This window comes from Halorubrum sp. Atlit-28R (genome assembly GCF_003665955.1).
Classification (GTDB): Archaea; Halobacteriota; Halobacteria; order Halobacteriales; family Haloferacaceae; genus Halorubrum; species Halorubrum tropicale.
In genome coordinates this window covers 89,176-113,876 of the sequence record NZ_QPLS01000010.1, presented here as the reverse complement: position 1 = coordinate 113,876, position 24,701 = coordinate 89,176, and the positions used below count along the sequence as shown (strand labels likewise).

The window sequence follows — 24,701 nt, the reverse complement described above, 5'->3', positions numbered from 1 at the left end:
CGACACTGTGTGACTCACGAATCCTCTCAGAATCTCGAAATAGCCTCAGCACACTTCCCCGCGGGTCAGGTGGACCCCGGACGCAACACGACTCGTCGTCTCGACGACCGCGATCGACACAGCTGACTCCACATCTCCTGACGGTCGATGACCACCACCGGGACGGTCCCCTTGAGGACCAGTCGACTGCCGTCGACACGCCGATCGATCCACAGACGAGAGACTCCCTCAACACACCGGCTGTCGACCAGTCTCTCACCGCCAAGTCGCGGCTCTGGTCACTGTTTCAGGAACCTGATGAGTCTGCCGACAGTCGGCCCTACCGCAGACGCCGACCGGCTGTCACCATCGCCACGATCACACGCCGTGTGGAACGGCTTCGACCCCGGCGTGATTCTCACCTCCGACGTCGGTGACCGACTCCACTGATCCCCTCGTCCCGGTGGGCTTGTCGATGCGACTCGACTCGTCGATCTCGACTCGCGGCGTCTCCCGACCGAGGGTCACGACGTGGTCACCAATCGGCATCGACACCGCCTCTGATCAGCACCACAGACGCGGCGACCAGTCGCCGCTTCACCATCGGTGGCCATCGGCTCGGATCCGACGATCAAGATCCACAGCGAGACAGACCCCTCAGTATTCTTATGATGACGCTGTCGGCCGTCACCAGCGACGGATCGCCACCACCACAGACACGGCAGGTGACCGCTTCGAGTCTGACAGCCGACGGGGACCGAACGGTGTCGGGTCCACCCCACCAACAGTGGTCGCGATCGACACGCCTCAGGGACAGCTGGTCACCGTTCTGCTGGGTGGGTTGCCCCACCTCGACGACTCCCTCTTGGCGGGAGTCATCGCCAACATCCCCACCGGGAATCTCTCAGTAATCTGGTATACAGAATGGCGTCCACGAGCCACCCACCTTCGGTGGGGACTCGTTCCGTCTCAACACGGTGAGACGACACCGTCTCAATCCGGACGGAGTGTCGGTAGGCCCCAACCCGATGATAGCATTATTTCGGTCGAGCCAGCGGTGAGGTTTCCCAAGATGAACACGCTTCTCGCACTCGTCGTTTTCACCGCGTCGTTCGGCACCGCAATCGCCCTGCTCATCGGCATCGTCTTCGCCGCGTTGTTGTCGATGAACGCCCGGAGTGGATCGGAGGGTTGTGACTTCTGTTCGAGTGACGCCGCGACTCGTCTCGGGGGTGGTGACGTCGCCTGTAGTGACTGCAAACGCCGGGTGCTTTGACCGGCTTCTCAACGGGGGTCGAGACTCCCTCTCTATGGCCCGGTGACCGGTGGGTTTGTTGCGGCAGTTAACGGAACCGCAACCAGCCTGTAGTGGAGACGGTCGATCAATCCGGTTTGTTCGGGGTCGATCTCGGGGGGGTGACCAGCGGGGAATCGTTGTTTGACTCCCCACTCGTAACGGCCCCAATGGGACGGCTGGTTGTGACGTTAGTAGTAACTACTAACTCACCGTTCAGCACGGTGGCGAAGACACCGGCTACGGCCGAGTCTTGACCTCGCTTCAGCTGACAACATTTTTGCTTCCCACCAGCGGTGAGGGTTTCCCCCGAGGGGGTGACCCGACCACCCGACTATGAGTGCAATAGTTGAGACTGGCCGTCGCAATGCATATGGTCTCAACACCGGCGCCCCACAATACAAATCAATTTGTTCTACATCAATCTGATTGGGTAAGGCTTATATGGGTGCCGCGCACACCAGATATTGCGGCTGAAATCCAATAGACCCCACATATGGGGTTAAGACCTTGGAGGGTTAAGTAGTGACAACTATGAACTGCCCCGATTGTGGGGACAAGCGACCACGCGTCATCGATACCGAGACTAGTGCCGACGGAACCACCGTCCGACGGCGCCGCGAATGTCAAGCGTGTTCGTTCCGCTTTACGACCTACGAACGTCCCGAGTGGGATTCCCTCCAGGTGAAGAAACGCGACGGAATCATCGAGCCCTTCGACCGTACGAAGCTTCGTGCAGGAATCGACCGAGCCGTCGAGAAGCGTGATGTGACCGAAGCAACAGTGACGCGTCTCGTTGACGACATTGAGAGCGCGCTTCAAGATCGAGAGACACGCCTCGTCTCGTCGAGTCTCATCGGCGAACTTGTCTCTAATCGGTTGCGTGATGTCGATAAAGTCGCGTACATCAGATTCGTCTCGGTCTACAAGGCCTTCTCCGAACCCGAAGAGTTCCTTCGCGAGCTCGATGCGGTCCTCGATGCGGAAGTCGACGACTTCGAAGCCCCGAACGACTCACAATGACACAAACACACACAGATCAAACGGATGTCCTATCACGCCTCGACTGGGTGAGCATAGACCACGAACAGACATACAGAAAGCGACACGGGTGCATTCGAGCGCACCGAACCAAGAATAACGGAAACAGAAGCCAACCAACAGAGGACGTTTCCTCCGGGGCACGCGTCAATGACTGAAAATAAAACCACAGGTGGTGATACAGCGACTGACATTTTCTCGGAACGGACACAGCTCAAACCGTATGAGTACAACGATTTCCTCGACTACAAGGATGCGATACGGAACAGCTACTGGGTTCACACGGAATTCAACTTCTCGGGAGATGTTCAAGATTTCAAGGTCAACACAACTCCTGCCGAGAAGACCGTGATCAAGCGAACGATGCTGGCCATCGCGCAGATCGAGGTCCAGGTAAAGACTTTCTGGGCAGACATCTACGACGAAATGCCCAAAGCAGAGGTCGGGAACGTCGGCATGACCTTCGCAGAGAGTGAGGTCAGACACATGGACGCGTACAGCCACCTTCTCGACATCCTGGGGATCACGGACGACTTCGAGGAGGTGACTGACGTCCCCGCAATCGAGGAACGGATCGACTACCTCGACGAGTACCTCGAGAAGAGCGAGAGCGACGACACACAGGAGTACGTGATGAGTCTCCTGCTGTTCGCCACGTTCGTCGAGCACGTCTCACTGTTCTCGCAGTTCCTCATCATGACGAGCTTCGACAAACACGAAAAGAAGTTCAAGGGGATCGCGAACGCTGTCGAAGCGACCAGCAAGGAGGAGCAGATTCACGGACTATTCGGTGTCGAACTCGTGGAGACGATTCGCGAGGAGAATCCGGACCTCTTCGACGAGGACTTCGAAGAAGAGGTCCAAGCGGCCTGTCAGCAGGCGTTCGAGGCAGAGATGAAGATACTGGACTGGATCTTCGATGAGGGCGAATTGGAGTTCCTTCCCCGGGCACACGTCGACGCGTTCCTGCGGGACCGGTTCAATCAGAGCCTCGAGAACGTCGGTGTCGAGCCGATATTCGACCCGGACGATGATCTGCTTGAGGAGACACGGTGGTTCGATGAGGACATCATGATGACGAAGGACAACGACTTCTTCAGCAAGCGGTCGACCACGTACAACAAGCACGCGCAGAGCGTTACCGCCGAGGATATGTTCTAACGATGTCACACACAGAACCAGCACTCGACGAGGTACAACAGCAGCACAAGGAACCGTTCTACTGGCTGAACGAGGATAGCAGGGAATTCCTCAGCGAGGGGTACCTGGTTGAGGGCGTCACAGCCGAGGAACGAGTCAGGGAGATTGCAGAGCGGGCTGAAGAAATCTTGGACGACGACGGCTTCGCGGACAAGTTCTACGACTACATGAGTCGGGGCTTCTACAGCCTCGCGAGTCCAGTGTGGTCGAACTTCGGTCTGGACCGAGGCCTGCCCATCAGCTGCTTCGGTAGCTACATGGAAGACAATATGGAGAGCATCCTCTACACGCAGGCCGAAGTGGGCGAGATGACCAAGCTGGGCGGCGGGACCAGCGGGTACTTCGGCGAGATCCGCCCCCGAGGCAGCCCGATCACGAACAACGGCAAGAGCAACGGGAGCTACAGCTTCACCGAGCTCTTCGACACGATCATCAACGTCGTCAGCCAGGGGGAGACGCGGCGCGGCCAGTTCGCGGGGTACATCGACATTGAACACGACGACCTGGACGAGTGGCTCAACATCAAGACCGAGGGCGACCCCGTACAGGACATCTACTACGGCGTCATCATTGGTGACGACTGGTTCCGGGCGATGGTCGACGGCGACGAGGAGAAGCGAGAAACGTGGGCAGAGATCATCGAGACGCGGATCAACATCGGTGTCCCGTACATCATCTTCCGGGACAATATGAACGATGGGAAGCCACAGGTCTACAAGGACAGGGGCTACGAAATCAACGCCTCCAACCTGTGTACCGAGATCGCGCTGCCGGCCACGCCAGACGAGAGTTTCGTCTGTTGTCTCTCGTCGATGAACGCGCTCCACTACGACGAGTGGAAGGACACCGACGCAGTAGAGACGCTGACGCGGTTCCTCGACGCCGTCATGGAGGAGTTCATCCAGGAGGCGGAGGGGACGCAGTTCATGGAACGCCCAGTGCGGTTTGCGAAACGGCACAGGGCGATTGGCATCGGCGTCCTCGGCTGGCACAGCTACCTCCAGAGCGAGATGATTCCATTCGACAGCATGGAGGCGATGGAGAAAAACGAGGCAATCTTCCGCACTATCAAGGAGCGAAGTTACGAGGAGAGTCGGCAGCTCGCCGACGAGTTCGGTGAGCCGGAGGTGCTCGAAGGCTACGGTCGCCGGAACACGACGACGATGAGCGTGGCCCCGACGAAATCCAGCAGTGTCATCCTGGGACAGGTCAGTCCGAGTATCGAACCGCTAAAATCGAACTACTTCGTCCGCGACGGTGCGAAGCTGAAATCGACGCAGAAGAACCGGTTCCTCGAGGCGATACTGAAACAGCGAGGCAGAGATGAGCGCGAGGTCTGGGACAGCATCGCACAGAACGATGGGAGCGTGCAACATCTCGACTGCCTGACCGACGAGGAGAAGGAAGTGTTCAAGACCTTCGCCGAGATTCCACAGATGGCGATCATCAACCAGGCAGCGCAGCGGCAGAAACACATCGATCAGGCACAGAGCCTGAACGTCTCGATCGATCCGAGCGAAGTGAGCGTCAAGGAGATCAACCAGCTCTACATCGAGGCCTGGAAAAAAGGGGTGAAGAGTCTCTACTACCAACACAGCGTGAACGCCGCACAGAAGTTCAGCCGAGACATCCTCGAATGCAAGGCCTGTGAGAGCTGATCTCCCATCGGTCGATATGATAGAGTAGTCCATGTCAACCTGAACAAGGAAGGAAATCCCTTCGAGAAGCAGGTGACCGAATACCAGAGCGGGGGTAGCCTCGACTGGCAGCATCCGACCGCGTTCCGCACAGCAAGGTCGACGCGGACGCATCACGCGAGTCGCTTCGCTCCACACGCGTTGCGCCCACGGACCAGCCAACAACGGCGAGGTCGCTTCCGCACCCCCACTGACGGGCTGACGGATGCGAGCAAGATTATTAAGCCCGATCGGGAACACAACGCAGTTCTAATCCTGTGTCCCACCGTTGCGTCGTCTATTCAGCGATTTGCGCCACCAGCGCACACCTGCTCAGAAGCGTCTCACTCAAGAAACTCCAGAGGCAACGCAGTACAGTCCTGGTTGGCTGGCCCGCAGCGACCGCATTTATATCTCGTAATGAGTGCGGTCATTCTATGACCGTGTCTTATGACCAGGAATTCTCGACCAGATGGAACAGATGAACCGGAATTTGATGCGCCAGACTCACGCCAGACGCCGGCGGACGGTCTAGCAATCGCGTACCGCCCGGCACGCCAGCCGTGGCGGCAGATACGGTTCGAAGAACGGACAGACGCTGACGGCTGGTGGCTGATAAACGAAGAGTGGACAGGCTGCTCATGGCGCACTGTTGGACGGGAACCCGTCGATGAAATCTTCGTCAACGCGGAGTGAGTGCTGCGATTAGTCTTCTACCGTAACAACTCACGGAGTCCCATTTTCGGTGACTGAGCCGTGTACGTCTCAGCGACCGCACCAACAGTCGTCACCTGAGCCTCAACGCTGACAACGGACTCAACCTGCTGTTCTAGCACCCACTGATACACCTTCGTCTGATGTCTATACCGCCGGCGCAGCGTGTCCGTTGCTGGTGCGAGTTGTACTTTGAGCTCCTCAACGTGGTAGTCTCCGTCAGGCATCACGACGACAAGGTCAGCCACTCCCTGAACCTCAACGTCCGCACCGTCAATACGGATAACTGCGTGGAGCGGCTCCTCGGTATAGACGGTTGTTGCCCGCTCGACACGCTCCCACAGCTCACTGGCCGCCAGATCGGAGAGAACGTACTCCGTGAGGAAGGTGTAGAGCTCGTCCCACTCGGGATCACTAACTGCGACGTCGACCTCGTCTTCGAGGACGGAGGCAGCGAGTTCACGAGCTGCTGGCCCACACAACCCTTCCGCGGAAAGCCCCACATGGACGAGCCGCCCGACAAGTGTGTGGACGAGTTCACCAACCGTCTCGGTCTCAACGGTGTCGAACGACAGCGGGAGGTCGGGATCAATGGCGTCAGTCTCCGTGTGGACCGTTTGTTCTCGAAGGGTCGGCACGAGTGTACTACCCGGATCGTCTACGAGTGGCGCTAGCAAACTCGGTCGGAGAAATCGTGGGTACCACGCTTCACCGGCGATATCGGTCGCCGGCGTCAGACGACGCGGACGCTGTGCGGGGACAGCCGCCGCTGACTCTTCAGTCGTGACTCTTGGTTCGAATTCGCCTCCATCGACAGCAACCCTTGTCGGCTGTGTGGCACCGTCACCATCCGGCAGCGCTACCGTGTGTGTCCCCGTTTCTGTGATCACCTCCTCTCCGAACACGTCACAACACACCTGCGTCCAGTGATCACGCTCTGAGAGGAAGGACTGTGTGCGAGGCAGTGGGATAACGAGGTGCTGTTGTGCCCGAGTCAGCGCAACGTGTAGCGTCCGCCACCACTCAGCTCGGTTTGCGGCGGACGCCGCCCGCCGAACTGGCGGCCCGCGTAGGTCTGCTTGTTCACTTCCTTCTGTGCCCCAATATTCTGAGTCCCAGCGCAGGCCGTGCTTGCCCTGTGTGCCGTCTCTGGACTTAGCGGGGTCAAGCTCGTAAAGGCCACCGTCAACACCCGGAAGCGGTGGCGTATCCGCATCAACAGCGTTCGCCGGCGGTGCCAGGGCAATGCCGTCACCGCTTGCGACGAGCGTCTCCGGTCCTGCTTTCGAGGTCCTAGGCGAGCCCGAACTGGAAGTATCAGCCAGCACGACGATGTCGTCCTGATCGCCTTTCATATCGTGGATAGTGCGAAACACGATGTCGACGGCGTCCGCGTCCACGACCGGTTGGGTGGGGCCGCGCCCGGGCGTCTCGACAAAGGGACTGAGTAACTCGTGGAGTCGTTTCGGGCTATATCGATCGTCATCTTCCCATTCTTCCACTAACTCGACGAGCGCATCGAGCGTCGCGACACGCTGTGGGCCGTCGGTTGCCGGATCAATGCCAAGCGGGTCGACTTCCAAGCCAAGCCGGTCGATGATCTCACGGACCAGCACTGATGCCGGCTCAACGTGACGTATCCGTCTGTCTTCGCGCAGACTTACCAGTCCCGACACGACACGATCATGTGGCTCACCAATCTCACCGACCGCATCTTCCTGTAGTACTCCAGTTGTGTCCCTCACAGTCTCGGTGACAGCACTCAATCCGGACCCTGCCTTGGCGTGATCTTCAGTGGACGCAGCGAGCGCAGATTCCTCGAGTAGTCGGCGGGTTCGGGTCTTGTCGGTCGGGTCGATGAGCCATTCGACCACGTCGATAACTGACTTGACGATAGGTGACTCAAACAGGTAGGCGCTGGCGTCAGCGACAGTTAGGCCATAAGACTCGAAGGCCTCAGCATACGCGTCCATGTGGCGTCGACGGGGAAACAGGGCCGTGATGCCTGTATCATCATCGGCTACTGGGAAGCGGCCAGTATTGATCCCGCTGGCAACATATCTCGCAACAGTGTCTGCTTCTCCAGTCCCCTGCTTCGGAGCGACCCAGTCGTCCATGCCAGGCGCTCCCTTCGCATCGAAACTCGCGATATGAATCGACGATTCATCAGCCGCGTCGCGGGTCGCCGACATCGCCGGCGGCTCCGTCGTAACCGTTCCAAGACCACCCCGTTCGTTGTGACCCAGTCCACGCTTGGCGACTGCGTTTACAAACCGGACGATATCCGGGCGCGAACGATAGTTCTTTTTAGCCCGTTCAGTCTTGTGAGGATGCCAGTCACGGTTGAAGTACTCTCCATCTTCGAGTGCGCCCGCAAACAGGTCTGGGGTAGCATCCCGCCACTGGTAGAGACACTGATCGAGGTCACCCGCTAGTAGGATGCGTGTATCATCGGCAACCAGATGCGATAACGCATCGTGTTGGATCTGGCTGACATCCTGTGCTTCATCGATAATTACGCTATCGACCCCCTCATGATAGCGCCGTGTGAGCCGCTCTCGGCGGGCAGATTCAAACCGGTCATCACTGAAATACGTCTCAACGAGATGAACACAGTCGGTGTGAGTGATGACACCGCGCTCCCTTGTGAGATTGTCATATACACTAGCGTACTGCTCAAACAACTTGGCGAACGTCTCGATGAGCGTACTCCACTCTTCGTGGAGTTCTTGATCTGCCTTGAGAAGTGCGCGTTTTTCCTCGCTTGTGAGCCCGTTCTTGACGTTGGCCGCAGTCGTTTCGTCACGGTAGGCTACAACCGCATCGATGATACTCTCGAAGGAGGTTGTGGACCCGCCACGGTAGTTAGCCGTCACTGCTGCTCGGAGGCGGTCCGCAAGTTCGGCCGACGTCAGTTGTCGCCGGCGAGCGATCTTAAGCGCCTTCCGCAGGAGTTTCCGGACTGACGCCGTGTCGCTGCTGGTGTCATACGCCTCACGCACACGGTCAGCGAGACGGGCGCCGGCGTCATTTCCAATGACCCTCTCGTATACATCTTGGTGGAGCTGCTCGATGAGCGCGTCGTTGCCAACAGTCGGCATCGAGTCAAACCCCATCTCGGTCACGATTTCTCCACAGACCGTCCTGAGGACGCTATCCAAGGTGCCAATTCGGGGTGCCTCCCGTACCTGCCTACACAGCCGGTCGATGTCAGACCGATCCAGTACCGCCGGCGTGTCGCCGCGCTCGTATAGCGCCTCGATCCATGCGACAATATCTGGGACGAGATCGGCAGCGTCCCGTTTAGAAAAGGACGCAATTAGCACCCGTTCATGTGGACGAGGGTCGCCGGCTGCCGCCCGCGCAAGCAGGTCTTTCGCTGCGGCCTTCCCGATAACCGAAGATTTCCCTGCTCCTGGGACACTCCCAAGTACTGCGAGCCCCTGGTCCATGCCGAGGTACGCCTTAACCATCCGCTGTTGATCGCGGTCGAGCCGTGGGACGTCGTCACTCATCGTCCGTCTCCATAGGAAAATAGTCACTGAGCGGCTCAGGTATGACCGACGGCTCTGTTATGAGTCTTTGCTGTGCCGCTTTGGATACCCGCGTCGTCTCCACGTGCTCAAGAAATGGAGAAGGGCGTTTCTCAACACCGTTGGCATCTGTTGTGTGACGGGTCACGACGAACACTTTGGTCGCCGTGTTGGAGGCAACCTCGAACTGGTCACAGGCGCGGGCGGTCGTCCACGCTGAGTGCGGACGGACCCCGTCGATGTCTGTAGTCTCGATCACCGTCCGGGCGGCCGACGGAACCGGTGACGCCGGCGTGGTTGGCCACTCCTCAGCAACCAGTCCGATCGCGATGACGTATGGCACAGAGAGTGCCCACAAGTCGTTTGCCTCTTTGACATCGATAGCGGCCGCTGTCGGTAGCTCACGTTTGCCCGGGACTGTCGTCGCAAACGACTCAAGCAGGTTTCTAACGACGCCCCACTGCTTGTCCGTGCGGCTTGTAGCAAGCCAGCGCGTGTACCGCCGGCGGGTCATCCTCAGCAACTCCGTTGTCCGCTCAAATCCCCTGAGAGTAGCTGCGAGCTCGCTTACAGCCCTCTGACCCGGATTTTCTGGGAGACAGGCATCATCGTACCGTTCAAGTACGGGATTGAGCGTTTCGGCGATGTCTTTGGAGGTGGGCGCGTCGGGCTGTGCGGCGATCCAGTTCAGGTACGCCATCCAGTCCTGTTTCGTCTCGTGCTCGATGTCTCCGGCTGCGATAGTGGCTTGCCACTCGTCGATCGGCTGGTCCGTCCCGGCGTGGCCGCGACCAATCTCGTTGATGGCCGCCGGCACAAGTGGCTCCAACCGGCCAGTTACCGGCACCCATCCAAGGAAGAGTGGTTCTGTAAGCGTCTGGATATTGACGGCACCCTGTGCGCGCTCAACGAGCAGTCTAAGCGTTGCGTCGATGAGTTCGTATGGGACAGTCCGCTTGACCTTTAGAGGCGTCCAGACCGCTAGTGTGTGTCCATAGCGTGCGGTTGCCCGGGTAAGTGCGTCTTCATACCGGTCAACGTCCGCAGTCGTGATCACGATGTCGCTTGGCGAGACGCCCTGTTCCACAAGGCTTGTGGCCGTTGCGACGGCGAGCCTGGCTTCTTCCTGTCGCGTGCGCCCAACGAGTTCGACCGTTGGCGTTGGGGTCGTGTCCGAGGCCACCGCCGATTCGCTGCTGGCGACGTCTTCCGTGTCGCTGTGGGTGTCGTTCCGAGCGTTCATCGCCAGCTAAACACCCCCTGTGTGCCCGGCGCGTCGACAGCGGTCGTCTGAGTGAGGTGATCGGCAATTGCCGGCCCGCTCGCCGTCCGAAGGCAAAGCTGGACATCGGTGTCTGTTCGTGTGGCGACGACCCGAAGCAAGTCTTCCAACGGAGCCGTGAGCATGCTCGCGCCGGCGACCACGAGTTGCTCAATCGTGGGGTATGCTGCCGCCCAGATGTCCGGATTGGCCGTGAGTTCGCGGATAGCGCGGGTTAGAACTGCTGTCTCCGAGGCGAGATGTAAAGTCGTCTGCTCAGCCGTAGTGTCCGTAGTGAGGTAGTCAGTAAGGTCATGATGGAGCTGTGACACGCCAGCGAGCAGATCCAGCGTATCGACCGTCGCCGGCTCGCTTACCTGCTGGGCATCCGACCGCACGGCGTCTGCGACTTGTTCCATCCGTTGGGGGTGAAACCCAGTAACCAACTCGAGTTCGCCTCGTGCCCGCTCGACGGTTTCGACGTGCTGTGAGAGTGGCTGGCCGATGACGGCAGCAAGGCGATCATAGACGGGCCGTTGCGACTCGACCAAGACGTCGGGGAGGTAGGCAAGCCGGTCAACCCGGTCAGCGGCGATGGCCGGCTCGTCAGTTTCTTTGAGCAACTCCTCAGCAACTCCGCGTAATCGCCGAGATATTAGACTGCTCATTGGTTGTGCCCGCTCGCGGAGTCGCGTCTCAATATTGCGTTGATGTAGCTGGACCGGTGTGATGATGAGCGTCGTCGGCTGGGCTGTCCGTGACGCGTCGGTCCAGAGACTGTCCGGCTCGCCTACAGAGACACGAAACGGCAGCGCTGAGGTGGTAAGTTCGTGTTGCATCAGGAGAGAAGCGAGTTACTGCTTCGATGGGTGCCCAAACCGTACGTACCCGTACTACAGGTGTTCCTCACCACGCTAGATACACCTTGGACACTGCCGTAACTGGAGGTAATCGACAACGCTGATACTCTCATCGCAGTTAGGACAGACCACGTTCATTCTGACATCTACTTCGGGCTCAGTGGGTATCTGATCTCGTTCGCTGTGAGATGCGACTGCGTCTTTCAGCATCGTCTCAACCCTGTTTTGGATCGCGATCATCGATGTAGCAGATTCCTCGCAAGTGTTCCGCCGACGACCTTGCTTTTCTACATCTCGATAGGTTCGCAGGTAATTCTGGACTGTTCCGTGAGATATCATATCATTGAGTACCGTTTCGCCGTCTATTCCGAGTCTGTTCAGTCGGTCTTTAGTCAGCTCCCGGTCATCTGCTGTAAGCCGATGGCAACAGTCTTCATACTCTGCTTCTGTGGTCAACGCTCCACGCATGTTTTGATCTAGAATTTTTATGTTGACTTTCTGCTGTAGTTCACGGAGTGTCGCCGGTTTTGGAGGTGTGTACTCCCGTTCGAGTCGGTCACCAAGTTCGGTAAACCCGTACTTATCAATAATCCGCTTGAGCTTTTCTCCAGTTGAAGAGGAATTCTCCGCACAATCCGTCTCTACTACCTCTCCCTCAAGATTCAGCTGTCTAATCTCTTCAGGGTCGGTAGTCTCTTGACGTTGGCTCGGATTCGTTGACATGGGGTGTGGTGCCCCGAAGGTCGGTGTTCCAAGCACCGGCCTGTTTCTTTGCTTCAGGCGTCACCTTCGGACATCCACTTATTGGTCAATAAGTGGCTTAAATGTTTGCGTCTGAGCTCATTTTGAGTTCGCACTCTATCCGGTGGAGTCATTTATGAAGCCCATGTACATTCTGCTGTGGACGAGGACCGTCGCGACCCAGAGACGGGACAATACACGCCAGATTTCACTGATGATGAGCTCTTACAGGCGCTCGGAGAACGCGAACCAGCTGGGACCGTCGAACTCGCAGATGTATTCAATTGCTCACAGCCTGGCGCCTATCAACGTCTCACTCAGCTTGAGGAGGAGGGGCTAATTGAAAGTAAGCTAGTTGGCGGAACAAAAGTCTGGATGCTGAAGTGAACAGCGGACTACCAGCTGTGAATTCCCCTCAATTGTCGTTCAGTCACGCCTTGTGGTCAATATACCCGGCTTCCCATTCGGCCCGCGCTTCAATCTCTCTGGTGCCCCGGCGGGTAGTGGTGTACTCGTTGGTCCGGCGGTCGCGCTGACCTTTTTCGATGAGTCCCTTCTCAACGAGCGTGTCGAGGTTGGGATAGAGCCGGCCATGATGGATTTCCTTCTCGTAGTAGTCCTCGAGCTCGCCTTTGATCGCGAGTCCGTGCGGGTCGTCAAGTCCGGCAACTACGTACAGCAGATCGCGCTGAAAGCCAGTCAGATCGTACATGTCGCAATTTTCGTATTCGAGTTTTGAAATACTATTGATCTGGTGACTGCGTGTTATAGAATACGTTTCACACCCTCTACACAGTGATTTTGACCACTTCATCTCACGCTTGAGTTGGAGAAGTACGGCTCTGTTGAGATCCTCAGCAGGTGATATGTTTTTGCAGATGTGCTGAATAGAGAGCGCGAGTGTATCACGAGTCAAACGAACAGAGGCCATCAGGAGGATTATCGTAATCACACGCTCGGCGGTAGCCGAAGTCGAGGCGTTCTCCTTCCCAAAGCGTGCCCTCGGCGATTGCAATCGAACAGTCGCCACCGTCTGTCTCGTACCCTTGGAACGACTCGGTAACCCAGTCGCTATCGTCGACTCGAACATCGACTTCGTATCGTCCACGGGCACTCCCCCAGTCGCACTCCGGAATCGCGCTCTCGACGACGGCCCCGTCCTGTCCGGCCACATCGTGTGTCGAACGGTGAACGTTTGTGCCGTCGCGTCTCACCCGAATTGCAATCTGGTGAGCGTTCTCGGTGGAGTTGTGAACTGCGACGTAGCCAAGTTGGAACGACTCGTTCGGAATCCCCGCGAGACTATCTAGACACCCGGACGTCGAGGCGGCCCCATAGGTAGCGAGCGAGGCAAGGAGGGCACGACGATTCATACGTCGGTTTCTGTCCTTCTCAAAAAGTATCTTCCCATACCCGTCTCGTCAGATATATCCTCTGTATCTCGCACCCCGGTCCTATCAGTTCCTAAGGATTTCACGTATGGAAACGCTGCTAGGTAGACAAGCCACGGCTAACAACAAAATGATTACGCCGTCTGGGGATCTGCTTCTTCCACAGCCGGTAGGCGGTCGAAACGTGTGTGCGGCGCGGTCGCTGTCTAGCGGTAGCAGGTGCTAAAGAAAGCCCCGACCGACCGCTGAGGGCCGCCGGTTTGGCGGCCCTCAGCTCCCTCGTCTGTCTGCCCGGCTAGTGGTCATCATCGTTCGGAGAGGCGATCGTGTGACTCGGGACGCCAGCACGTGAAGCAGAGATTCACGTATTGGGGCTTTCCCGGATGCCGCGGCGCGCGGCATCCGGGCTGTAGCGCCCATGACTCGACTTCTTTCGCACATGGACCAGTCAACAGAACGTGCTCGATGGCACGGAATCCTTATCGGTCTCTTGCGCCCCATATCTTGGTTCACGTTCTCTAGGGATAGCAGCGTTTCCATCGAGTCAACAGAGCCACACAGCACAAAGACCGTATTACTATTTCTCATAACAAAAACGAATGGACAGCACCCTCAACCAGAGATGCCGCCGAACGAGAGACCACCCTCGATGTACCGTTGGGCGAACAGGTATACGAGCATGATCGGTGTCGCAAACGTGAGCGCGAACGCCGAAAAGCGCGCCCATGGGACAGAATATTCGCCGATTAGCGCGTACAGCCCGACCGGAAGTGTATAGTTTTCCGTACCGAGCAGCGTCTGTGCGACCACGAACTCGGTCCAGCCGGTAAGGAAGGTGAAAATGAACACCGTTGCCAAACCGGCTGTTGACAGAGGAAGGATGACCTCCCAGACGACGCGCCACGGCGGCGCCCCGTCAACCACGGCAGCTTCCTCGTAAGCGACTGGAATGCCGTCCATATACGTCTTCAAGAGCCATGTGTTGAATGGCACCGCAGTTGCCGCATAGTACACTGACAGCGCGAGTTTACTATCATTAAACCCGAACTGGACGTAGATAGCGTATAATCCGATCAGCAATGCAATTCCGAGTCCACCACCCACTTGGGTCAGAAGGACGTAGAGGAACAGGATTTTCCTTCGAAAGATGAACTTCCTGCGAGAGAGTGCGTACGACGCAGGAACGACGAGACTCATCGAGATCAGTACAGTCGGAATTGCGACCGTTAAACTGTTCCAGAGGAAGTGTTTAAACCCAGAAGGATTCTCAACCCCGTGAGCTGATGCGTCTAAGAACGTGATCTGTGGCGTGTTGAACACGACAGCCAAATCGGTGAGTGGAACCGCCATCGAGATTCTGTACGTTGGGATGATGAGATCACCGACCACCCACACAAACGGCTGAAGCGTCGGATCGTCTGGAAACAGTGAAATCCCGTTTGAAGAGTACAGCGAAGCCCCACTTCCAGAGAGTGCGGCCTGAAGGATCCAGTACACCGGGAACAGGAGGGCTAACACCAGAAGCAGCGCGCCCAGAGTTGCTCCGACGGTTTTCAGTGGTTCGTGGGGTGGAATTTCACCCTCTCTGACCCCCCTCACTGTGTATTTTGCTTCTTTTGCGGTCTCTACCGGTGTGAGAAGGATTCGCTTGCTGTCACTGACGAGCTTTCGACTTATTGAGGAGAGGAGATTCATTGGTCACTCACCCCGTCAGCGAGTTTGCCTCGTTTGACATTAATCCACATGAAGGCACCGATGAAAACGACTGCAAGAAGGCTGATCGCTGCCCCACGCCCGTACTGCGAGAATGACAGCGCCTCTCGGTAGCCATAAACCACGATAAGCTCGTTTGCGCGGGCGGGGCCGCCTTGGTTGAACACGAATGGGATCAGGAACTGCTGGAACGACGCAGCGGCTGTGAGGATCGAAGCGAACAGTACGGGTCGCTTGATCGCTGGCAACGTAACGTGGAAGAACCGTGTGACAAACCCTGCTCCATCGATCATCGCCGCTTCGTGGAGCTCTTCAGGTACGTCTTGGAGAGCGCTAACGGTGATAATTACCATAAATGGGTATGCCAGCCACATTTCGGTGACATTGTAAGCAAAAAACGCTGGCCACCGTGTGGAGAGCCACGAAACAGAACTAGTGCCCAGCAGACCGAGCACCTGGTTAACTAAGCCAAATTCGGCGGAGCTGAAGATCCCACGCCACACCGTAATGGTGAAAATTGCGGGCAATCCCATCGGGAGAATGATGAACGACCGCATGAGTCGACGACCGCGAACTCGCTCGTTAGTGACGACAAGTGCCACACCGATACTCAGGCTGATCTTCAATAGTACGCTCGTAAAGACGAAGAGCCACGTGACGCCGAACGAGTTCCAGAACTCGGGGTCCGCCAATACGTCAGCGTAATTGCTGACTCCGACAAACGTCGCTTCGCCGAAGGTCAGCACCGAGAAGGCGCCTTCACCAGCAAACAGGTTGGCCGGTGCTGCGTTGGTAAAAGAAAGCCCGACAAGATACACCACTGGAAACAACATAAATGCTGAAAAAATGAACAGGCCCGGCAACACGAGCAAGAGCGACCGGTCACGCTGTTCGATGAATGGGAGGCGTTCGAGCTGGGTCGACAGATGAGATACCGTGCTCATTTATTCGCTTACTCCCACTGACTCCGGGCTTCCTCGGCAGCACTGGTGAGTGCCTCTTCGGGGCTCAGACTCCCGTTGAACAGCTGGGTCACTGGGTCACCCATCGCCGCAAACACGTCATTCATGCGGGGGTCAGTCGGCATTGGAATCCCTTGATCGACGGCCTGAGAGTAGGCTCTCACTGGCCCGGGCAGGTCGTCACTCCCAGCGAGCGTCGACAAGACCGGAATATGGCCCTGTTCTTCGGCTCGCGTGAGGAGATGATCCTCGTTCGTGACGAACCATTCAACAAATTCGCGGGCTGCTGCGGCATTGGCATCGTCTGCTTCCATCGCCTTCGAGAAGTACCACATCTTGATACCGGAGAGTGGTGTGAACTTGCCGCCGTCAAGTGATGGGAACGTTGTGACCTCGAAGTTCGTATCGCTGTCCCTGAGTGCCGCTAGATACCACGGACCATTAACTGCGAAGGCCGCATTCCCTTCGAGGAACGCCACCTGTTGCGGTTCATATCCCGGGTCGTTGGGCATGTACTGAAAGAGGTTATCGACGAGGAATTCAAATCCTCTAATCGTCTCTTCGGAGTCAAGCCCGACCGGATCATCTTGGCTGGCGTCGAAATACTGACCGCCGAAGGCTTGTCCAACCCCACTGACAAAGTACGGGTCGACCGGCCACGCTAGTCCGTACTGCCCGTTGTCAGGATCGTGGTGCGACTCCATCGTGCTCTCCATCTCAGCAAATGACTCCGGCGGACTGTCCACAATATCGGTGTTGTAGATGAGTGTCACCGTTTCGGCCGAGAATGGGAGACCGACAACGGCGTCATCAGTCTGGACAGCGTTAGCGGCAGCACCCGTGAATTGATCGAGACTGATGTTCAAACTATCGCTCTGGTCGATGACAAAACCACGTTGGTAGTAATCTCCAACCCAGTCATGGGCCCACTGGAACATTTGGGGCCCCTGTCCAGCAGGAATTGCGCTCGTCGTCTTGTCCTGCATCTCGGAGATGTTACCACCCTCGACCGTGTGGCTCGATTGCTCGTTGAACGCTTCGATGGCCCGTTCACGAAGGTCTAATTCCGTGTTCGAAAGTCCGTACCAAGCTGTTGCTGTACCTGCCGGTTCCGAGGATTCTGTGTCTCCGTCACCGCTGTTACTTGGCTGCTCTGTACCCTGCTCTTGTACGCCAATACAGCCGACCAGTGCTGCGATTGTACCGGCACCGCCGACCTGTTTCAGCATACTTCGTCGATCGATTGTCATGGATGAACGTACGATGTAATATTCTTTCATCACTTAACTCTTTCCACTCCATAATGATCGATCAAGAGGTATCTATTGGTGAATATCACACTAATGGACCTTATTACTTAATTTACAGACTGAAAACAATATCAATGGCCACTACATTTGTCACCATACACCAATCAATCTCCAATTGTAATGAATTCCTACTTCATTGAGTCAACAAGCTTGATATCAATAGGATCTCAAGGTTCATCGGACACATTGCCAACCGCACTGGCGTCACCAAACAACCTCCCAGCAAAGAACCACTTCAGCTCATCACCGTCTGAAGATCTGTTGTAGAATTACCTAAAATACGCAACTTCGGCGCTGCTACCGCCTTTTTGCCAGTTTCTAGCCGACCTGAGGTCGAGGCAAGGGAATATATGAGTACCCAACTTCTGTAGATTCACATGGACGATACAAAATTATCTGAACGACTGAAGAAATTGGGCCTTTCTGAAAAGGAAATTGACACCTACCTCACTGTACTTGAGAGGGGGGAAGCGACGGCCAGTGAAGTCTCAGATGCTACTGAAGTCTCAAAACGATACGTATACAGTATCAGCGAAGCGCTCGAGGACCGCGGATTCGTTCACGTTGACGACCATGTTGTCCCGACGGAGATTCGAGCTCGTGACCCCAGTGAAGTGATTGACATTCTTACTGGCAATTTGACGGAAATCGAGCCAGCGCTCTCCGAACGGCACACCCAGACCGAACACGAAGTAGAGCAGTTCGACGTCATGAAATCCCGGATGACGATGTTGAAACACATGGGGTCGTTCATTTCGGAGGCCGAGAACGAACTCACACTCTCGATTGCGTACGATCTTCTCCATGAAGTCATTGACGAGTTGCGGGGTGCTGTCGACCGTGGTGTCCTGGTGATGCTTCTCGTGAACGATGTCCCAGCCGATGAAGTTGATGACGGAGAGTTCGAAGGCGTTGCAACGACTGCCCGAGTTTGGGATCAAGCGACACCACTGACACTGACAGTTGACCAGAAGTATGGCGTTGTCGCACCCAGTGAAATGGTTGCCCGTCCGAACACCAATCGTCGAGCAATCTCTTTTGCGGAACGAGAGATGGTGCCGGTAATAACTGGTTCTTTCTTTGGCAATTATTGGCCGATGGCAACGCAAGCACACGTCGCCGACCCACGCCCACTTCCAGCAGAGTTCGGCTGTTTCCGCCATGCGGTCTTGGATGCGACACTCCACTTGCGAAACGATCAACCGGTCACTGCTGAAGCGACGGTTACTCCCCGTCGGGACTCAGATGACCGCGGTTCGGTCGAAGGGACAGTCAGGGGGACACGTCAATGCCTAGTCGAACCGGCAACGAACGATTTTCCAATCGAGAACTCCCTTATTGTGAAGTCAGGCAGCAGGCGGTTTTCGGTTGGTGGCCCTGGAGCACTAATTGAGGACTATGAAGCGAAAGACACCGTTACTCTCACTAAGGCTTAATCCAGGGTAGAACCATCTGATGACGGTATAACCGATAGATTAGACTTTAGAACAAATACCTATGATGCGTTTGAAACTGGCACTACATATAGCGCAAAACGTAATCGGAGACTGAATCAGACTCAATCTAATTTTGATGAATTTATTCAAAACTCTTTTAGCGGTTCCATTAGGTTATGTCACACAATGGTTAGCTATGAATATCGGTCCGATTTTCGAATCAACAGGTGGTCCCGGTGACCGTTCAGCGTGAGGCCGTACATCACGAACCCAAGAGCAACTACGCGTACGCGCTCGACGAGGAGCGGATTCAACTGAGACTGCGCTGTAAGAAGGGAGATCTCGATGATTGTACGGTCGTTGTTGCGGACAAGTTCGACTGGCCAAGTCGTGAGACTGTCTCCATGGAGCTGGTTCGCAGCGATGCTCAATTCGACTACTGGCAGACGACGGTGAAGCCAGAGTACAAACGTCTGGTTTACGCATTTCAACTCACTGCCGGCGACGAAGTCCTTTGGCTAACTGAGTGGGGGTTCGAGTCAGCCACAAAGAACGACCTCCCGACCGCCGGAAAGGACCGATCACTCCACTATTTCGAGTATCCTTATCTCAACGCAGCCGATGTGATCAGCCCCCCAGAGTGGGTCGGTGACGCTGTATTCTATCAGATATTTCCGGAACGGTTTGCTAACGGGAACCCAGACCTTGATCCGGAAGGGGTCGAAGAGTGGGGCGGGAAACCTGCCCAAGATTCCTTTTATGGCGGTGATCTCCAAGGAATTATCGACAATTTAGATTACCTTTCGGAGCTGGGAATCACCGCCCTCTATTTGACGCCTATCTTCGCTTCTGAGTCGAACCACAAGTACAACATAACGGACTACGAGCAAGTCGATCAACAGTTCGGCGATCAAGAGACTCTCTCTCGTTTAGTGGACGCTGCTCACAGCCGAGGGATGCGTGTGATCTTGGACGCAGTTTTCAACCACTGCGGTCGACATTTCGAGCCGTTTCAGGATGTCATTGAGCATGGTCGTGATTCAGAGTACGTCGACTGGTTCCATATCAATAAATTTCCAATTGAATTCGAACCTCGTCCGTCCTACGACACCTTCGGTTTTGAGAGTTATATGCCCAAACTCAATACGGAGAATCCAGAGGTCAAATCCTATCTCATCGAGACCGCAATTGGCTGGATAGAACAGACTGGCATTGACGGGTGGCGACTAGATGTGGCAGATGAAGTCGACCACCAATTTTGGCGGGAGTTCCGGCAAGCGATTAAGAGTGTCAAACCGGAGGCATACATCGTCGGTGAAGTCTGGCACGATGCTCGGCCCTGGTTACAGGGAGATCAGTTTGACTCCGTGATGAACTACCCGTTCTTGTACGCTGTTGACGGGTTTCTCGGCGAAGAGTCGATTGATGGCGAGACCTTCGCAAACAAGATCAACCGCTTCCTGATCCGTTATGCTGACCAGACCAATGAGGTTCTGTTCAACTTACTCGGTAGCCACGATATCGCTCGGATGCGACATCGGTACGACGGCAGTAACCGAACCGTCCAGATCGCAATGCTCCTATTGCTAACGTCTCGAGGGACACCCTGCCTCTATTATGGTGACGAGATTGGCATGACTGGGGGTGATGACCCCGATTGTCGCCGGCCGATGATCTGGGATGATGAGAGTCAAAACAGAGTACTTCACCGAAACGTGTCCGAGCTGATCAAGCTCCGGGCAGACCATCGATCGCTTCGGCGCGGTTCGTTGACGTTCTGTCGTGAGCGGTCTGGCGACGATATTGTGGTGTATCGTCGTGTAGATGAAGGAGGTGAGGATGCAGTTACGGTAGCGGTCAACCGGGGCAAAACTCCTGTCAGCATTTCTGTGAAGGAGGACGAGACAGGAGCGCTCTGTTTCACCACTTCCTCCGATGTGGCTTCGACCGATAGTACGGAATCAATCGATATCGCTGGATTGGCTGGAGCAGTTTGGGAGTAGGCTTTTTGAACGCATGTGACAATTTTGTTATAAGCGAAGCATTCAGGCAATATTTTGTACAGAGACTCACCATGTGATAGGTTGCTCGTATCATAGCTCTTTCTCAACCATTATGTAACAAATGTGGTACACCTACCAAGAATATAGTTTTAATTTCTGCCTAGACCACCGATCATATAGTCAGCAAACTCATGTATAATATGAGACTTTAGGTGAACGATCCGTAGCTGAAATCATTACTCTGTTTGGAAGCTGTGGTAGCCCGAGGCAGAGTGTAGGACATATACTGATTATTAGTATTTTTCGCATACAATAATTCAAAATATAATAAGTGTGAGAAAATTTTACTTCATTCATGTCTCTTCCTTCTGGCATTTGTAATGTAATATTTCTACATTTCCTACAAATATGATTATATTTACATATGTGCGTGTTTATTCTAGAGAGGCAATGTCAGAAGACAGTCCATACACTGGAACTAGACGAACAGTTCTCAAAGGAATCGGTGCTGCCACTCTTGGGGCTGGTATGGCAGGATCGGCGACAGCCAGCGTCAATACGGTTGTCTCAGATAGCGAGCGATTGGGCCCAGTTACGCCTCACGACACAATTTACCAGATTCTCGTTGACCGATTCAGTGATGGAGATCCGAACAACAACGATTTCAGTGATTTTGATAGCAGTTTGGTTGACGGAACAGGTGAAGATCTAAAGCTCTACCAAGGTGGTGACTGGCAGGGCATCATCGACCGAATCCCGTATCTGGTCGATATGGGAATCTCCGCGGTGTGGATTTCTGCCCCGAATCAAAACCGAGAGGAACGGATCGAAGACGAGCAAGACGATGGGTCGGTCGATGTGTGGACCAGTTACCACGGCTATCACGCAAAGAACTACTTCTCGCCCCACCGGTTCTTCGGCGATATGGGTGACTTCGAGGCCATGCGAGATGCTCTCCACAACAATGATATCAAATTAGTTGTCGACTTTGTTTCGAATCATACCAGCCGTTGGCAGAACCCTACCCGAGACTACAAAGCAGAGCACGGTCGGTTGTACGAACCGGACAAAGACACTAATGGTAACTACGTTTTCGACTCGGACGGGAATGCAGTTGGCTCAAACCTGCTTGCGGATCCTCATGGTCAGAATGCTGATTGGTTCCACAATCTCGGTGACCCGGAAAGCGGCGATACCTCGAGGTTTGCTTATCGGTATAACGACCTCGCATCGCTTGCTGACTTCAATCATGAATACTCCGAACCAGTCTCACATTTAATCGATGCTGCGCAATTCTGGAAAGGCAAAGGTGTCGACGGGTTCCGTCATGACGCCACGCTACACACGAATCCTGCCTTCTCTCGTGTTCTTAAAGACGCGATTGACGATGATGCCGGCGGACCTATAACGCACTTTGGGGAGTTCTTCATTTCTCGTCCAGATCCAAAATACGGAGAGTACGAATCGTTCCCAGATCGAACAGGGATCAACAATCTAGACTTCGAGTACATGCGTGCCCAGACCAGTGTCTTTGGGGATTTCTCCGAGACGATGACAGATTTCGGGCAGATGCTGATTTACACGACAGACGATTACACCCACGAACACCAGGCGATCAACTTCGTTGATAACCACGACGTCGGGCGTTTCCGACTCACCCAGCAGAACGATGCAGTGTATAACGCTGCGCTCGCTGCAGTGATGACGGTGCGTGGGACGCCCAAAATATACTACGGAACCGAACAGTACGTTGACCCGGACGGCGACAGTCCGAACGAAGGACGAGTCTATATGGAGGCAGACTACCAGTTCGACAAATCCACCACTGCATACAATGTCATCTCCAAACTCGCATCGCTTCGGAAAGAAAACCTCGGGCTCGCATACGGTCAAACGTTCATTCGACATGACTCTGATGATGTCATCGTGTTCGAGCGGTCGTTTTACGATCATGACGTTGTTGTAGCCATCAACCGCCAGCCGGATCAATCAGAGTCAGTCCCTTCGGTCAGTACCGAACTCCCCGATGGAACCTATACTGATGAGTTAGACAATCTGCTCGGTGGCGGCTCAATCGATGCCTCCGGCGGGACGCTCGACTCGTTCACGCTCGGAGGTGGTGAAGTCAACGTTTGGGCTTCAACACCCTCGACTTCTCCCACGACGCCGCGGCTGGGAACTCTTGTAAGCACGATGGGGTCTGCCGGCCAAACAGTATACCTCTACGGTGAGGGGCTCGGCACCGACGTTACAGTTGAGTTCGGTGGTGTTGAAGCGACCGTCAACGCGGGGTCAGAAAACCATGTCGAGGTCGTCGTTCCCAATGCGGCTCCAGGTGAAGTCAGTGTAACGGCGTCGCGAAATGGCCAGTCGAGTAATGATTTAGTATTCACACTTCTCTCTGGCGCACAGACGCAGGTCGTATTCCACGTCAACGCTGAAACGGCCCCCGGCGAGAACGTCCATGTGGTTGGCAACGTACCTGAACTGGGGGGCTGGGATCCGTCAGAGGCGCCAGAGGCCATGCATAATCCCAACTATCCCGAATGGTTCCTGCCAGTTGCTGTTCCGACAGACACCCAGCTGGAGTTCAAATTCGTCAAGATCGCCGACGATGGAACGGTCACGTGGGAGAGTGGTAGTAACCGAACATTCACTTCTCCCCCGCAACGGTCTGGAGTCGGCTCAACGCCAACCTACGACTGGCGTAGCTAAAGACGCACAAGGGATCTCAGCGATTCTTCTGCCTCCTCCCTTGTCAATAGTTCCTGCGGAATCGTACTAAACTGAAATGCGACAGTAGCAACTGCTGAGGCTCTCGGAATACATAGTTTTGAAATACTAGGCTCTGTTGAAACCCTCAGAAATTGATATTTCTTCCCCCCTCGATCACTCAGTACAGCATGAGTTGTCACTGCTCGTTGGCGGGAATTGTACCTGTGGGCCTTGTTTAGACGCGGCGGAGATCGGCGTCTCCGGTCTTTGTCCGGACAGTGAAATCGGATTGAGTGACACTCATAGATAGATTCTGTTCACTCAACAGAGTCACTGACCACCCGTTCAGGAGCGTCTAAACAGGGCCGTACCTGTGTATTTCTTGTGCCAATTTCTCTAAGAAAACGCCCTCATTTGCGAGATCTTTCCCTCAATTCATGAGCGAGAATCTTGGTTTCGATGACACGGTCACGACGGTGTTACCACCCTTGGTAGACACTTGGATTTCAATTTCATCGCCAAAAGACTTCCAAGAAAGCGGTGTGAGAGCCTTCAGAGTCAATTCATCACTGTCAACGTCGGCTGTCTTCCATCCAACGTATCCGACCACTTCCCTACAAGCGTCAAACACGACGTGGGTATCTCTGGCGAATTCTTTTGTCCGCATACTCTACACTTGAGACAAATTGAAAAGAATGTTGGGTACAACGGTGGAGTCATACCCCTGCTCGGGACACAGCCGTTAGCGACAAATATTTTCTTTCACGAAAATATTTGAATAATAGGATTTCAACAGAGCCAAATACTATTGATCTGGTGACTGCGTATTATAGAATGCGTTTTACACCCTCTACGCAGTGATCTTGACTGCT

The 24,701-nt window shown here is 55.2% G+C and carries 19 protein-coding genes; 8 read left to right on the top strand and 11 right to left on the bottom strand.

The annotated features are described in order from the left end of the window. Positions 1-357 precede the first annotated feature (357 nt). Positions 358-528, bottom strand: coding sequence for a hypothetical protein (locus DVK06_RS18725; protein ID WP_158600093.1), 171 nt, complete (start codon positions 526-528; stop codon positions 358-360). A gap of 523 nt (positions 529-1,051) precedes the next feature. On the opposite strand from DVK06_RS18725, the gene DVK06_RS14270 reads away from it, so the two are divergent. The 4 genes from DVK06_RS14270 (at position 1,052) to DVK06_RS14255 (ending at position 5,172) form a co-directional block, all read left to right on the top strand. Further along, entirely contained in the window at positions 1,052-1,255 is a 204-nt protein-coding gene (locus tag DVK06_RS14270) for a hypothetical protein (protein WP_121600767.1), read from the top strand. Positions 1,256-1,807: 552 nt separating this feature from the next. Further along, positions 1,808-2,296 carry a transcriptional regulator NrdR gene (gene nrdR, locus DVK06_RS14265; protein WP_121600766.1) on the top strand — a complete coding sequence of 163 codons (489 nt, stop codon included), beginning with the start codon at positions 1,808-1,810 and terminating at the stop codon, positions 2,294-2,296. A gap of 168 nt (positions 2,297-2,464) precedes the next feature. Further along, entirely contained in the window at positions 2,465-3,475 is a 1,011-nt protein-coding gene (locus DVK06_RS14260) for a ribonucleotide-diphosphate reductase subunit beta (RefSeq protein ID WP_121600765.1), read from the top strand. A gap of 2 nt (positions 3,476-3,477) precedes the next feature. Next, the gene (locus DVK06_RS14255) at positions 3,478-5,172 is read left to right on the top strand and encodes a ribonucleoside-diphosphate reductase subunit alpha (RefSeq protein ID WP_121600764.1); all 1,695 of its coding nucleotides are present in this window, start codon (positions 3,478-3,480) and stop codon (positions 5,170-5,172) included. A gap of 731 nt (positions 5,173-5,903) precedes the next feature. Here the strand turns inward: DVK06_RS14255 and DVK06_RS14240 are convergent. The 4 genes from DVK06_RS14240 to rdfA all read right to left on the bottom strand — a co-directional run bounded on the left by DVK06_RS14240 (position 5,904) and on the right by rdfA (position 12,281). Continuing rightward, complete coding sequence (locus tag DVK06_RS14240) at positions 5,904-9,419, bottom strand: UvrD-helicase domain-containing protein (protein ID WP_121600761.1); 3,516 nt, start codon at positions 9,417-9,419, stop codon at positions 5,904-5,906. Then, on the bottom strand, positions 9,412-10,680 hold the full coding sequence (locus DVK06_RS14235; protein ID WP_121600760.1) for a hypothetical protein: 1,269 nt from the start codon (positions 10,678-10,680) through the stop codon (positions 9,412-9,414). The genes DVK06_RS14240 and DVK06_RS14235 overlap by 8 nt, the downstream gene beginning before the upstream one ends. Continuing rightward, positions 10,677-11,537, bottom strand: coding sequence for a hypothetical protein (locus DVK06_RS14230; protein ID WP_147438111.1), 861 nt, complete (start codon positions 11,535-11,537; stop codon positions 10,677-10,679). Before DVK06_RS14230 ends, DVK06_RS14235 begins: the two co-directional genes overlap by 4 nt. A gap of 75 nt (positions 11,538-11,612) precedes the next feature. Then, positions 11,613-12,281 carry a rod-determining factor RdfA gene (gene rdfA, locus DVK06_RS18455; RefSeq protein ID WP_147438110.1) on the bottom strand — a complete coding sequence of 223 codons (669 nt, stop codon included), beginning with the start codon at positions 12,279-12,281 and terminating at the stop codon, positions 11,613-11,615. Between the two features lie 177 nt (positions 12,282-12,458). On the opposite strand from rdfA, the gene DVK06_RS14225 reads away from it, so the two are divergent. Then, a complete protein-coding gene (locus DVK06_RS14225; RefSeq protein ID WP_147438109.1) occupies positions 12,459-12,686 on the top strand; it encodes a helix-turn-helix domain-containing protein in 228 nt (75 codons plus the stop codon). Positions 12,687-12,729: 43 nt separating this feature from the next. Here the strand turns inward: DVK06_RS14225 and DVK06_RS14220 are convergent, their stop codons facing one another. From DVK06_RS14220 to DVK06_RS14200, 5 genes are all read right to left on the bottom strand, one after another. After that, positions 12,730-13,011 carry a helix-turn-helix transcriptional regulator gene (locus DVK06_RS14220; RefSeq protein WP_121600757.1) on the bottom strand — a complete coding sequence of 94 codons (282 nt, stop codon included), beginning with the start codon at positions 13,009-13,011 and terminating at the stop codon, positions 12,730-12,732. Between the two features lie 193 nt (positions 13,012-13,204). Next, entirely contained in the window at positions 13,205-13,672 is a 468-nt protein-coding gene (locus tag DVK06_RS14215; RefSeq protein WP_121562706.1) for a hypothetical protein, read from the bottom strand. Between the two features lie 630 nt (positions 13,673-14,302). Then, positions 14,303-15,385 carry a sugar ABC transporter permease gene (locus DVK06_RS14210; RefSeq protein WP_121600756.1) on the bottom strand — a complete coding sequence of 361 codons (1,083 nt, stop codon included), beginning with the start codon at positions 15,383-15,385 and terminating at the stop codon, positions 14,303-14,305. Continuing rightward, complete coding sequence (locus tag DVK06_RS14205) at positions 15,382-16,347, bottom strand: carbohydrate ABC transporter permease (RefSeq protein ID WP_121600755.1); 966 nt, start codon at positions 16,345-16,347, stop codon at positions 15,382-15,384. The genes DVK06_RS14210 and DVK06_RS14205 overlap by 4 nt, the downstream gene beginning before the upstream one ends. Before the next feature lie 8 nt (positions 16,348-16,355). Then, positions 16,356-17,615, bottom strand: a complete 1,260-nt coding sequence (locus DVK06_RS14200; RefSeq protein ID WP_199718701.1) for an extracellular solute-binding protein — start codon at positions 17,613-17,615, stop codon at positions 16,356-16,358. 437 nt (positions 17,616-18,052) lie between these two features. Here DVK06_RS14200 and DVK06_RS14195 point away from each other — a divergent pair, with 437 nt between their 5' ends. The 3 genes from DVK06_RS14195 to DVK06_RS14185 all read left to right on the top strand — a co-directional run bounded on the left by DVK06_RS14195 (position 18,053) and on the right by DVK06_RS14185 (position 23,829). After that, the gene (locus DVK06_RS14195) at positions 18,053-19,111 is read left to right on the top strand and encodes a TrmB family transcriptional regulator sugar-binding domain-containing protein (RefSeq protein WP_121600754.1); all 1,059 of its coding nucleotides are present in this window, start codon (positions 18,053-18,055) and stop codon (positions 19,109-19,111) included. Positions 19,112-19,338: 227 nt separating this feature from the next. Then, entirely contained in the window at positions 19,339-21,114 is a 1,776-nt protein-coding gene (locus DVK06_RS14190) for a glycoside hydrolase family 13 protein (protein WP_321166961.1), read from the top strand. A 450-nt stretch (positions 21,115-21,564) separates the two neighbouring features. Further along, complete coding sequence (locus DVK06_RS14185) at positions 21,565-23,829, top strand: alpha-amylase family glycosyl hydrolase (protein ID WP_199718698.1); 2,265 nt, start codon at positions 21,565-21,567, stop codon at positions 23,827-23,829. Positions 23,830-24,259: 430 nt separating this feature from the next. Here the strand turns inward: DVK06_RS14185 and DVK06_RS18450 are convergent, their stop codons facing one another. Continuing rightward, positions 24,260-24,496 (bottom strand): hypothetical protein, encoded by a 237-nt coding sequence (locus DVK06_RS18450; RefSeq protein ID WP_147438108.1) that lies wholly within the window; start codon positions 24,494-24,496, stop codon positions 24,260-24,262. Positions 24,497-24,701 lie beyond the last annotated feature (205 nt).